The sequence below is a fragment of the Alteromonas sp. B31-7 genome (assembly GCF_015767655.1).
GTDB classification, from domain to species: Bacteria; Pseudomonadota; Gammaproteobacteria; order Enterobacterales; family Alteromonadaceae; genus Alteromonas; species Alteromonas australica.
In genome coordinates this window covers 1,323,195-1,335,625 of the sequence record NZ_CP065233.1, presented here as the reverse complement: position 1 = coordinate 1,335,625, position 12,431 = coordinate 1,323,195, and the positions used below count along the sequence as shown (strand labels likewise).

Sequence of the window (12,431 nt, the reverse complement as noted above, 5' to 3'; positions counted from 1 at the left end):
AAAACAGAAAACGCAGGGACGCTAAATTTTAGCTTTTTCTGAGAAAAATTTAAACGGTCTTTACATTTGCTTAGTAGCGACATTTCCTTGCTTTCATTATCATTCCCTACCTCTTTTCAAGGTTCATATTGTATGCCACTCACTTCGCACTTCATCGCCACTGAGGGCTACAGTAATTTTTGTAAACTAAGGACATAACACAATGGGAAACCTACGATGCCTTTGCGTATTTGTAGCATTGCTATTTTCTTGTACCGTCAACGCTCATCACGGAAGTAGCGGTCAATTTGATACCAACGCCACCGTAGAACTCAGCGGGAAAATCACGCGTATTAGGCTGGTTAACCCCCATGCCTATGTCTATTTTGACGCCGTAGATACCAACGGAACTGTCACCAATATGCGTTGTGAACTGCAATCAGGTTCTTTGCTTAAACGCAGAGGCTGGACAGCCGACCTATTCAAAACTGGCAGCGAAATTTCCATCAAAGGGTCGCCAGATAGAACCGACCCTACCACCTGCTATATGAAAGAAATTACGTTTGAAAATGGTATGACTGCCACGCGCAACAGTGAGTTTGACGACGACGGCCACATCAGTACAACCCTCGACATGCAAGAAGAAGCAATAAACGAGGATCATCATGACGACGATCACGAAGAATTCCACGCCACCCATGAAGATGAAGAGAGTGAAAAAAAACGTAGCTTAGTGCGCGAAGATGGTTCACCTAACTTTGCCGGCAATTGGGCTATGGTTCGAAAAGCGGGCGCACCTCCAGGCGCAGGGGGCGAAATGGCAGAACTCACCCAAGCTGGTAAGGCCGCCATTGCCGGCGCTAGCTCTGCGGATAACCCTCGCTTTCAATGTGAACCCACTAATATCATTATGGATTGGTGGTTCGATTTAATGGTGAATAAAATTGAGCAGTCGAGTAGCCAGATGACCTTAAGCTATGGCTTCATGAGCCTGAAGCGAACCATTTACCTCGATGGTACGCGAATGCCTAGTGACTATCAGCGCAACAGAGCCGGGTTTTCTACCGGAAAGTGGGAAGGCGATACCTTAGTGGTAACCACTACCGGTTTTGACGAGGGTTGGATTATGGCGCCGTTGGGGGGAAACCCAGGTGGCATGCCCCCTGGCGGTAAAGGCGAGCGGGGAGAAAAAAGTGAGCGCCCCCCTCGCCCTGATAATGCTGGCGGCCCCCCTCCAGGTATGAAAGGTGAACGCCCTAAAGGCAGACGTGGGCCTCCCTCACCCGCCAAAAACAGCACCGAAATGACCATTGTCGAGCGTTTCTCTTTAAACGCCGACGGAACGGTTTTGAAACGTGAATATACTATTACCGACCCTCTCTATCTTAAGTCGCCTATGACAGGATCGGACGAAGTTACGTTCACCCACGACAAGTTTACGGCTTACGAGTGTGAAGATCTTACGGCAGAGCGCGGTTCAGACAGTCTAGGCGGCATAGGAGTCACGCGAGCGACCTCACCCTCAAACAACATGAATAACCATGAAAATGCATTTCTTTACTGGCTAGAAGACTCCAGCGTGGGCATGGCGATATCGAGTACGCAATGGGGTTACCCCATTGTACTATCGCTGCATGCCATAGGAATGGCCACCATGGTAGGTGTAGCCTTGATGATATGCATAAGAGCACTAGGTTTTGCGTCTTCTATTGCATTTTCTTCACTCGCCCCATACTGGCATGTGGCATTAATCGGTTTTGCTATCAATCTACTGTCGGGTACCGCCCTCTTCTTTGGAAATGCGTCTGAGCTATTTTACAACTGGGCATTTAGAAGCAAGATTCTCCTGGTAGCACTGGGAATAGCGCTAACGTGGCGGTTGGTTAACAAAGCGATAATGCAGACACCTTCTGTTTCATCGTCGTACAAGCCCCTTGCCGTTGTAACGTTATTGAGTTGGGTTCTAGCCATTGTGGCCGGCCGTCTCATCGGCTATTTATCCTAAGGAGTTTTAGACAATGAATACATGCCTTTCGTGGATTATAGACGCACTGAATAATAGCCAACTGAACCATTTTGTGATGGACAATGCGGTGGTGTTCCCCACCCTAGAAATGCTGCACTTTCTCGGGCTAAGTTTACTTTTTGGGGCGCTACTCATCGTGGATTTGAGACTCGTCGGTATAGCTAAACAATTGCCGTTAGAAAAAGTAGAGGCGTTTCTTCGCTTTGCGCTTATTGGTTTTGCCATCAACCTTATTTCAGGTGCGTTGTTTGTGGCGGGCGATCCAGACCGGTACTTGGTTAATCTCGCATTTGGGCTAAAAATGCTAATGATTGTCCTTGCTGGTCTTAACACCCTTTATTTTTTACTGCGAGTTAAACCTAAATTGCACTTCAATTGCCATGGGCAAACCCCAAGTTCAGAAGCCCAAGTGGTGGCCTGGCTTTCGTTAGCGCTATGGTCAAGCGTGATTATTTTAGGCCGCTTTATCCCCTACGTAGAAACCCCCTAGCGGGTAATACTGGCTATAAAGGCGTATTCCCTAATGCGCCTTTTAGCCACTCTGCCGCTTTCCCTAAGCGATGTTCAGTAGACCAAATTAAATCCACCCCTACCATCCACTCGGTAAAGGGGTAAGACGTTAAATGAAGTTCCACTAACTCTCCTTTAACTTTGCTATCACTCAGTACTTGCTTAGGTACTGTAGCCCACCCTAACCCACTACTTAGCATATGTATCAAATTAAGGTAGCTTTCCATTCGCCATTGTCGAGGTCCACTCAAATACTCACTGGTGGGAAGCACATTTTGTAACGGGCTATACACTAAATTTCTGTACTGGCTCAATTGCTCAAAGGTGACTTCCTCGAATTTAGCTAACGGATGATCTTTATGCACCACATTAGCAAATACAATATAGCCGAGCCGTTTGAAATTAATATGTGCAGGATAGTTTTCGCCGGCACACATAATGCCTAGCCCCGCATTTTTTTGCTCAACGAGATTTTGTACGTAGGATGATGAAGGGTGTAGTAAATTTAAGTCAACAAAAGGAAACTGGTGAGCAAATTCATTTAAATTTGATGCCAATAGCGCAAAAGGGATGGTGTCATCTATGGCTAATGTGACCTCATTTTCTAATTCAGCAGCCAATCCATAAGCGCGATTTTCCATAGATGCACATTGCTGCAAGATAGCTTCAGCATCCCGCAATAGGCTTTTACCGTTATGGGTTAGCACAGGGTATCGCCCAGTTCGGTCGAATAACGTTACCCCCAGGTCAGTTTCTAAATTTGCAACCGCAATACTCAGCGCAGATTGAGATTTTTTCAATTTTCGAGCCGCCGCAGAAAATGATCGCTCACTGGCTACTTCGTAAAACGCGTTTAACTGTTCTATAGAAAGTCTCAACTTTCTCTCCGACCTATTAATTTTTTCAATAGGTCCCATTTTGCATAATTGTACTAGCGGCGTAAATTATTCTTCAACTTGCGCTGCAAAACAGTGAAGTTAATTCGCTAGCCCTCTGTACTTCTCTGTAATGGAAAACCAAAAACCATGGACAGCACAATAAAAATAAAAAGTCGTGTTCACCCCGTAGATGAAAAATTAGCGCTTTGGCCAACCTTTGTTATGGGACTACAGCATGTTTTAGTGATGTATTCAGCCTGTATTATTGTTCCACTCATTCTTGGCGCCGCACTGGATTTACCGAAAGATAAGCTATCACTTATTATCAACGCCGATTTGTTTGCAGCCGGACTTGCCACACTTGTCCAATGTTTCGGCAACCGCTTTTTTGGCATTCGCCTGCCTATTATGATGGGCGTTACTTTTACCGCCGTAGCCCCCATGATAGCCATTGGCGTTAATCCCGATTTAGGTATTACTGGTATTTTCGGGGCGATTATTGCCTCGGGTTTAATTGGAATTGCCTGCGCCCCACTTATGGGAAAATTACTTCGCTTTTTCCCGCCCGTGGTAACAGGTTCAGTGCTTTTGGTCATTGGTCTTAGCTTAATGAAAGTGGGCATAGAATGGGCAGCAGGCGGCGAACCAAGATTGCCAGATGGCAGCCCTAACCCTGATTTTGGTAAGCCCATATACCTTGCTATTAGCTTTTTTCAGCTTGCCCTTATTCTACTTATTAACCGCTATGCAAAAGGATTAATAGCCAACACGTCAATTCTCATTGCTATGATTTGCGGTTTTATTTGTGCAACCGCACTGGGTGACGTTTCACTAAAAGGGCTTGATGAAGCAGCGTGGTTTGGCATGATTAAACCCTTTAGCTTCGGCCTGCCTACCTTCGATATTTGGGCCATTGTGTCTATGAGCCTCGTCATGCTGGTGACCATGGTAGAATCCACCGGCATGTTTTTAGCGTTAGGCAAAATGGTAGATCAAGAGATTGACGAAAAGCGATTAGTTCGGGGTCTAAGATCAGACGGGCTTGGTACCTTACTCGGCGGCATATTCAATGCTTTTCCTTACACCTCGTTTTCTCAAAACATTGGCCTCGTTGCCATTAGCGGCGTAACGAGTAGATATGTGGCCTCCTCCGGGGCGTTCATTCTGATTTTACTTGGGTGCTTCCCTAAAATGGCGTTTATTATTGCGTCGCTTCCGCTCTATGCGTTGGGTGCTGCCGCCATGGTGATGTTCGGCACCGTGGCGTTAATGGGCGTTCAAATTCTATCTAACGTGAATTTTTCCCATCACCGTTCGAATATTCTTATTGTTTCTTCCAGTGTTGGCATTGGCCTCACCCCTACCATTGCGCCTCACTTTTTCCAGCACATGCCAGCTTGGAGCAAAATGATAACCGATAGCGGCATTATTCTTTGCGTCATCACTGCGGTGTTGTTGAACGCACTGCTTAACTCAAATTCACATCACTCCCCTCAGGCAAAAAAATGAAAAAAAGTACAATTTATATAGCCGACTATATTCTCCCCATGGACGATGACAATACCTTAATTGAAAACGGAGGCATATTAGTTGAAGACGGCATAATTAAGTCCATTGATGCCTCAGAAGAGTTAACCGTAACTTTTCCTCATGCAGAGGTTGTATACCTTGAGAATCAACTCCTAATGCCGGGTTTAATTAATACGCATTGCCACTCTGGCATGCTGCGAGGAACGGCGGAAGGCTTGCCTGTTTGGGATTGGTTACAACAGTATATTGACCCTATGCACCGTGTGCTATTGCCTGAAGACGCATCGTTATCTTCATGGTTATGCTATGCAGAAGCTTTATTGTCTGGCACCACTTGCATAGTGGATATGTGGCGATACATGCATGGCAGCGCCGAAGCTGCAGAGCAACTAGGCATTCGCGCGTGTTTAGTGCCGTATGTCGCCGAACACCCCGACCACAACTATTTTGAAACGTTAGATACCAATGAACAGTTAATCAATCAATGGCATGAAAAAGGTGATGGTCGCATTCAAGTTTGGGTGGGGTTAGAACATTTGTTTTACGCAGAGCCACACGCATTAACCCGAATAGCGGCAATGTGTAACGACTACAACGTAGGGTTTCACACTCACAGCAATGAAAGTCAATTTGACGTAGAACAAACGTTAGCGCGCTATCAGTGCCGCCCTTTACACGCGTTAGAGCGACAAGGTTTGCTAGAAGCTCCCAAGGTGTTACTTGCCCATTGCGTATGGGTGGATGAAAGTGAAATATCCCTTATGGCGCACCGAAAAATAGGCGTTGCGCACAACCCTATCAGTAATATGAAGCTCGCGTCTGGCGCTGCCCCCGTGGTTGAGATGCTAAAAGCCGGTATTGCCGTAGGGTTAGGCACTGACGGTGAAAAAGAAAACAATAACCTAGATATGTTTGAAGAGATGAAAACTGCGTCGCTGTTGGCGAAGTTTGTCAAACTTGATGCCGCCACCTTGGATGCTTGGGATGTGTGCAAAATGGCCACTATTAATGGCGCAAAAGCCTTAGGGCTAGCGCAAACCACAGGCTCACTAGAAGTAGGTAAATCAGCAGATATGATCAGTATTAACCTGAACACCCCAAGAATGACGCCTCTCATTGCCTCAGGCCCCTTAATGAATATTCACCACAATTTGGTTCATGCCGTACAAGGGCAAGACGTGAACATGACCATGGTGGCGGGAAAGGTACTGGTTAAAAACGGAAAGCTGCTAGAACACGATATCCAAACCTTGATTGAGCAAGTCAATCTTGCCGCCCCCGCGCTCTTTGCTCGCAGAAATGCGTGGATGAAAACGTCAGGGGGAAGCAAAAACGCGCTGAATAAGTAGTGTTTATTAGCATGAAAAGGTGTTGGGTAGTGCAGCGTGACCTAACACCTTACTGCAACCCTTTGGCCTCAACCCATGCCCGCAGCCTAACCTCCATCATGCGCATTTCTTTTGAAAGCATGTTGCGGTTGGTTTGCATGAATATCCAAAGCTTGGTGGCTACCTGTGCGTTAAAACTCACTATGAGTAATACCCCCCAAAATACTTGGTCTGCACCTGGCGCGTTGAAAAACTGATAGCCACAGTAAAATAGCACTATGCTCAGTGCTATCGCTATAGCATAGCCTAGCTTCATCAAGCCAGAAAAGCGACTGTCAAACCCCAGTTTTAGGTAATCGGTTAAACCTTCACCTAGCATGCTGTCTAGCTCCTGCGACTGCTGTTTTAGGTAGCGCTTAATCTCATCGTCTGAATTAGTCGTCATGGCTTTACTCCGTATCTGAAATGCGTTTTTTTAATAAGGTGCGTGCGCGGTGTAATCGCGACTTAACCGTGCCTAGTGGTATTCCTGCCACTAGGCTTATCTCTTTAATATTTAAATCGTTAAGGTAAAACAGCTCTGCCACGTCTCGTTCTTTCGCCGGTAGTGTAAATAAATGCCTTAAGGGTGAAAGGGGCTCGCTGAAGACCAGCTCTATGGTTTTTTCAGGGATATTTTCGTCTAGTAATACTTCATTGCGTGATGCTCTATACCAGTCGATTATTTCCCACCGCAGCGCTTTGTATAACCAGCTTTTAAACAGCGATACGTCGTTCAATCGCGTTACGCGTTTGGCAATTTTGGCCCATACATTTTGAACAAGATCGTCTGCCACCATACTGTCTTTAACCCGCATTAATGCGTATTTTCGCATGGCAACATGAAAATGCTGATAGAGTTTGCCAAGCGCAGCCCTATCGCCAAATTGAAGTTCTATCACCAGTAACTCTATGTCTGCATTTGTCATTAATTTACAACAGTCTCAAATACTTCTATTAGAAAGGTAACCAAAAGCAATAGGAGTGTTATGAACATTGAGCGCCCTCTTCTTTTTATATAATGACGGGTCAAATGCACTTCGGGTTCGGACTTTTTAATTGCTGCCCACCATTTCATACCTCCTCCTAAGCCATACAAGCACTTTTGCATATCAACGATTAATTTTTAGCCTTAATGAGAGAAATTTCCTTTTCTTAGCACTCACTCTTAGCAAGCAATAGAACAACGATGAAAGCAACCATTAAATAGACTGTATCTACCATTAATAAGGAGATGTCATGGCTAATCCACATGATTACAATGCACAAGTCAATCGTACTCTTAAAAGCCTCAGTACCAGAGTGAAAGCGGCAGATGTCGCGAAAAGCCGAGCCGACGCAGCGTTAGCTGCTTCCGGCGGTGAATCTATCCATAACACCAATGGTGACGAGTTACTCATTTGCAAAGCAATGAATTTCACCAAAGGATTATCACACCACGGCAACACAGGGTTAGTGGCTAATACCGATGACTACGCTGCCTTGGTGAAGGCTATTGACTCTGGCGACCCAGCAGATTTCAAAGCCATCAATGTGGGCGACCCGGGGCAATACAAATGGCGAGCTTGGGAAAGTGCTTCAGCCGGTTTAACTTTCGACTTACAAGGCCCAGACAGCCATGCTGTAACCATGTGCCCTCCTCCGGGGTTATCTAATAAAAAATCGATTTTAACGGGCGAAATGGCCGAGGTTTACGCGCAAGCTTTATTGCGAGATGTACATTTTGCGGCCTTCTCTATGCCTAAAGAGAGCTTTTTATCCTTTGTTGGCGAGCATTCTCGGCATTACCGTTCGTTAAAAAGAGAGCAGCAAAACGCTGACAGCATTGTTTCTATGCTTAATCAATTTTCCTTTGAAAATCGAGCTGCCGCTGCGCCTTTCACATTAACAACCGCATTTAGGGGGATGACTCATGGGGATGTTGATGGCCCTTACCTTTCGCAGTTTTTGCTAAGTGGTGATACCGGTTTAAACCACAAAAACGACACTAGCCCAGAGCATGATGCTAGCGACGGTAAAATTCGCTACGGCGCACAAATAATCGATCAGCGTGTTCGGCAAGCCAGCGAGGAAAATTATCTTACCGACTGGGACGAATGGCTTCATGTTCAAAATGGAGGAGATACCGGAAGCTTAGAGCATTACAAAGGAAACAATAGGCGATTTATCACTACCCCAAGAGACCTAGCCACCTTCGTGCATTACGACGCACTTTACCAAGCCTACTTGAATGCCTGTATTTTACTGTTGAATATCAAAGCGCCTTTGAGTGAAGGAATTCCTTATACCCAAAGTGACGAACAAGACAGACAGCAGGGCTTTGCCCTTTACGGTGGCCCACACATACTCACCTTAGTGACAGAGGTGGCAACCCGTGCACTTAAAGCCGTTCGATATCAAAAATTTAATGTACACCGACGCTTACGCCCCGAAGCACTGGCTGCGCGTATTGAAAAAGCCGATATATTACCCGACGAAGTAAAGCCGCAATTTACGGCTATGCGGAGTGAAATAGACAACGCTGGGCTTGCAGAAAAATTACAGCACGCCTCAGGCAATTTGCTGTTACCTATGGCCTTTGCGGAAGGGTCACCCATGCACCCTTCTTATGGTGCTGGCCACGCTACCGTAGCGGGTGCATGTGTCACCATGCTAAAAGCGTTTTTCAATGGTGCAAACTATCTCCATGTTTCAAAAAACGGGGAAAGCATTAGCGTGGATGGCCAAAGTTACCAAAGTGATTACGCTTTTGTGCCCTCCCCTGATGGAAAACGTTTAAGGGTTGTGGAAGTGAGTCGTTCGCTCACCTTAGAAGGCGAGCTCAACAAGCTGGCCGCTAACATTTCAATTGGACGCGATTGGGCAGGCGTGCATTACTACAGTGACTATCGCGAGTCACTGTTAATGGGTGAGGAAATTGCGATGGGCATTTTACAGGAACAAACACTCACCCATAATGCAAAAGAAAACCTGGTATTTAAATTTAATCAATTCACAGGTACAGAAGTGGAAATTAAGAACGGCGAAATTAAACCTACCTAGGGTGCTTTATTGTTAGCCCCTTAAATTTAGGGTTTGTATTGCTGTGTCTTTACTCGCGCGTTCAACCGTTTCGATAATCATTGATATCACGGCTTCCAGTTGCTCTGTTGGCTTCGCATTCGCAGCCTGTGAAGTGATGGAGAGTGAAGGTCGTCGATTTCTAAAGACTCGGTCGAGCGCGCGGTAAAAGGCGCGCCTTCCATTTAAATTGGCAAAGCTACCCGCATTCCTTGCGCGATAGAAATCATAAACCAAGGTGATAGCGTCTTGGGATAGTACCTCATCATATTGCGGGCCGCTCAGGGTATACCCCAAACGAGCAACAATATCGCCAATCGTTGATTGGGTTAATGTGTTAACCACACTTTCAGGCCATTCTTTTACTAAATAACGATGGTGAATAATCTGTTTTAGGTGCTCATCGGTAAACGATAAGTAATCTGGTGCGTTAAGAATATTCTTATCCCAAACGTTCAAGTTATGAGCTCGACGGAACTGCCACTCTTTTGCGTAAATGGGAAACCAGCGGGTAAACTGTGGCACATTTTTCACTACTTTCGTTTCTATTAGCGCCTCTCCAGAAGGGGCCAGTTTCAGCACTGTATAGCCAGGTTGGTAAGCGGCGAGTGACGGTACCTGCACATTTAATAAACCCTGGGGTTGTATGCGACTTATATCAAACAGATGCATATGCCCCCCGAAATGCAACTTAAGCCCTGTATTGGCAAGTATTGCAGTGGTTTTTGCTGTAGGTAAACGGGATAGCTGCATAGTGTTTTGCCCAAACACCCTCGCCATTGCGCTTGCTTGATCATCATAGAAATCGGCCATGGGAAAGTGGCTAAAACTCACTAAAAGTTTGTTTTCGCGCTTGGCACGCTGTACAAGATTCGCTATCCATTCAATAAGTTGGGGTTTATATTCTCGCAATGCGTTATAACCGGCATTGCTAGACCCCTTAAATTTTCCCATTCCACTGTCGCTTTCTGGAATATAAACATTGGCATCTATGGCTAATAGCCAAAGCCCTTCGGTGGGTTCCACCAGGTAACTCATATCAGGCATGGCGATGCAGTTGACATTATCATCGCACCATTGCCATGCCCGTTTAGCTAAATCGGCAGTACCAAAAGGCGTTTCATACAAAATGTCACTACTGTGAGGTTGAAACCCATGGGCGGCCAGCGCGTTGGCAATTTCTTTGTATCCCCACTCTTTGACGCCTTCGCTACAATGAACAGCCTTGCCACTGATGCAGTCTTTGTGAAGTGGGCTAACAACACGAATTTCATTCCCTTCAGCCGCTAAAAAGTTGGCCTTTCCCCCAGGCCTGGTAAACGGACGAACAGGGTCGTGATTACCATTAATGGCAAAAAAGCGCATTCCGTATTTTTCGGCATATTCATTGAGAATGGCGTTTAAGGCCTCGATATTGGCTGGTTGACCATCATCTGAGAAATCACCTGGCAGGGCGACAAGTTGAATACCTTGTTCAGCAATATCCTCTAACGCGGTACGCAACACCACACTATTTTCATTAAATAACCGAGTAGAATGAAGCTGTGCTTGCATACTACGTAACAATACGGGTTGTTTCGTCGCGGGATCCTTAGGCAAGAGCGCACTAGGGATCCCTTTAGCCGTAGCCACTGGCGCATGCAAATGAATATCGGCGATAAAAGCAATTTGCTGTTTTTTTTCTAGCGCCTTGGCTTGCGCATTAGCCAGGGGCAATAAGCAGGCTCCCCAAAGCAGATAGATAAATAAAAGACGGGGAAATACGGCGCTAACCACTGTGTACCGCTGGCGATTTTTCATTTTTTCTCGTTTAATCCTTGCCTAATACAAAATTACAACATCACACAAAGAAGACACCGTTCACCGCGAAACGGGGACAAAGAAAATAAATTTTTTCCTAAATAAATCAGCAGGTTTATGACACTTTTATTAAATTTATCTTTACCGCAACTTTTCTCGTCCCCGTTTTAAATCTCACTCACTCTACCTTCAAAAATACTGCTTAGAAGTGAGTTTATGCGTTTCGTGTCTTTTGTATTCGGGTGCTGTCTTATCTTAAGTGCTAAGGCGGCTTCTCTTAATGAATATCAGGTTATTGGATCCCACAATAGCTACAAAAAACCATTACCTGTTTCGCTTTTGGCGTTTTTAAATAAACGTGCCCCTGGTATGTGGACAAAGCTCAACTACAGCCACCCATCGCTTACCGAGCAACTTGATATGGGGTTGCGACAGCTTGAAATCGATGTGGTAAACGACCCCCAAGGCGGGCAATACCACGCTCCTGAAACAGAGTTACTGTTAAACGACACCTGGTTCAATGATCAACAGCGAGAACACCTGGCACAACCCGGTTTTAAGGTTATGCATATCCCTCATTTGGATATGCAAACTCACTGCGTTCTCTTTAGCACCTGTTTGACGCGTCTTGTGACTTGGTCCAATGCGCACCCTAATCATTTCCCCATCACCATTTTAGTGAACGCGAAAGAAACCCAGCCTGACTTTATCTCTCGACCTTCACCAGCGCCCTTTTCAGCACAAGCCTATAAGCGCCTAGATGACGAAATAGCGCAGTTACTTAAACACAAACTGGTTACGCCCGACGAGATTCGCGGTGAATTTAACTCCCTCAAGCGGGCAGTGCTAACGCAAGGTTGGCCACAACTAGACAGCCTGCGCGGTAAGTTTTTATTTATCTTCGACGCCAGCACCCACCAGCGCGCGCAATACGTGAAACACGCCCCCTCACTGAAAGGACGCAGCATGTTTATCTCGGTGCCTGAGGAGTGGGACGAAGCGGCTATTTTTATCCGCAACAACCCCCGCAACCAACTAGACGATATTCGGGCTTTGGTGGCGCAAGGTTTTTTAGTGCGCACCCGTGCAGATGCCAACCTAAGTGCCACCACTGACGACATGGCATTACAAAAGCAAGCGGCATTCGCCAGTGGTGCACAGTTTATTTCTACCGATTTTTACGCAGGCGCTTTGCTGTCAAGGCAAAGGGGTCATGTGGTCTCTTTTGAGTCAACCCCCTTCGTACGAAGTCATCCTTTTTTAAACAATAACGTTAATTAA

10 protein-coding genes are annotated in these 12,431 nt (G+C 45.9%); 6 read left to right on the top strand and 4 right to left on the bottom strand.

The genetic code is table 11. The features are described 5' to 3' along the window. Positions 1-202: 202 nt before the first annotated feature. Positions 203-1,984 (top strand): DUF6152 family protein, encoded by a 1,782-nt coding sequence (locus IUA53_RS05575; protein ID WP_196898669.1) that lies wholly within the window; start codon positions 203-205, stop codon positions 1,982-1,984. A 13-nt stretch (positions 1,985-1,997) separates the two neighbouring features. Then, the gene (locus IUA53_RS05570) at positions 1,998-2,495 is read left to right on the top strand and encodes a DUF6644 family protein (RefSeq protein WP_196898667.1); all 498 of its coding nucleotides are present in this window, start codon (positions 1,998-2,000) and stop codon (positions 2,493-2,495) included. Positions 2,496-2,508: 13 nt separating this feature from the next. Here the strand turns inward: IUA53_RS05570 and IUA53_RS05565 are convergent, their stop codons facing one another. Beyond that, positions 2,509-3,393 carry a LysR family transcriptional regulator gene (locus tag IUA53_RS05565; protein WP_044448188.1) on the bottom strand — a complete coding sequence of 295 codons (885 nt, stop codon included), beginning with the start codon at positions 3,391-3,393 and terminating at the stop codon, positions 2,509-2,511. Positions 3,394-3,540: 147 nt separating this feature from the next. On the opposite strand from IUA53_RS05565, the gene IUA53_RS05560 reads away from it, so the two are divergent. Beyond that, positions 3,541-4,902, top strand: a complete 1,362-nt coding sequence (locus tag IUA53_RS05560; protein ID WP_196898665.1) for a nucleobase:cation symporter-2 family protein — start codon at positions 3,541-3,543, stop codon at positions 4,900-4,902. After that, the gene (locus IUA53_RS05555) at positions 4,899-6,272 is read left to right on the top strand and encodes an amidohydrolase family protein (RefSeq protein ID WP_196898663.1); all 1,374 of its coding nucleotides are present in this window, start codon (positions 4,899-4,901) and stop codon (positions 6,270-6,272) included. The genes IUA53_RS05560 and IUA53_RS05555 overlap by 4 nt, the downstream gene beginning before the upstream one ends. 49 nt (positions 6,273-6,321) lie before the next feature. Here IUA53_RS05555 and IUA53_RS05550 read toward each other — a convergent pair whose 3' ends face one another. Next, positions 6,322-6,696, bottom strand: a complete 375-nt coding sequence (locus tag IUA53_RS05550; protein ID WP_196898661.1) for a DUF6768 family protein — start codon at positions 6,694-6,696, stop codon at positions 6,322-6,324. 4 nt (positions 6,697-6,700) lie between these two features. After that, on the bottom strand, positions 6,701-7,219 hold the full coding sequence (locus IUA53_RS05545) for an RNA polymerase sigma factor (protein ID WP_044057721.1): 519 nt from the start codon (positions 7,217-7,219) through the stop codon (positions 6,701-6,703). 310 nt (positions 7,220-7,529) lie between these two features. Here IUA53_RS05545 and IUA53_RS05540 point away from each other — a divergent pair, with 310 nt between their 5' ends. Next, a complete protein-coding gene (locus tag IUA53_RS05540) occupies positions 7,530-9,332 on the top strand; it encodes a vanadium-dependent haloperoxidase (RefSeq protein ID WP_196898659.1) in 1,803 nt (600 codons plus the stop codon). 12 nt (positions 9,333-9,344) lie between these two features. On the opposite strand, the gene IUA53_RS05535 is transcribed toward IUA53_RS05540, so the two are convergent. Beyond that, the gene (locus IUA53_RS05535; protein WP_196898657.1) at positions 9,345-11,150 is read right to left on the bottom strand and encodes a metallophosphoesterase family protein; all 1,806 of its coding nucleotides are present in this window, start codon (positions 11,148-11,150) and stop codon (positions 9,345-9,347) included. Between the two features lie 216 nt (positions 11,151-11,366). On the opposite strand from IUA53_RS05535, the gene IUA53_RS05530 reads away from it, so the two are divergent. Next, positions 11,367-12,431, top strand: a complete 1,065-nt coding sequence (locus IUA53_RS05530) for a Ca2+-dependent phosphoinositide-specific phospholipase C (RefSeq protein WP_196898655.1) — start codon at positions 11,367-11,369, stop codon at positions 12,429-12,431.

Bases quoted from the DNA above. Each gene is read 5' to 3' on its own strand.
- IUA53_RS05550 (WP_196898661.1), bottom strand. From the start codon at position 6,696: ATGACGACTAATTCAGACGATGAGATTAAGCGCTACCTAAAACAGCAG.
- IUA53_RS05535 (WP_196898657.1), bottom strand. From the start codon at position 11,150: ATGAAAAATCGCCAGCGGTACACAGTGGTTAGCGCCGTATTTCCCCGT.
- IUA53_RS05575 (WP_196898669.1), top strand. From the start codon at position 203: ATGGGAAACCTACGATGCCTTTGCGTATTTGTAGCATTGCTATTTTCT.
- IUA53_RS05540 (WP_196898659.1), top strand. From the start codon at position 7,530: ATGGCTAATCCACATGATTACAATGCACAAGTCAATCGTACTCTTAAA.
- IUA53_RS05560 (WP_196898665.1), top strand. From the start codon at position 3,541: ATGGACAGCACAATAAAAATAAAAAGTCGTGTTCACCCCGTAGATGAA.
- IUA53_RS05530 (WP_196898655.1), top strand. From the start codon at position 11,367: ATGCGTTTCGTGTCTTTTGTATTCGGGTGCTGTCTTATCTTAAGTGCT.
- IUA53_RS05545 (WP_044057721.1), bottom strand. From the start codon at position 7,219: ATGACAAATGCAGACATAGAGTTACTGGTGATAGAACTTCAATTTGGC.
- IUA53_RS05555 (WP_196898663.1), top strand. From the start codon at position 4,899: ATGAAAAAAAGTACAATTTATATAGCCGACTATATTCTCCCCATGGAC.
- IUA53_RS05570 (WP_196898667.1), top strand. From the start codon at position 1,998: ATGAATACATGCCTTTCGTGGATTATAGACGCACTGAATAATAGCCAA.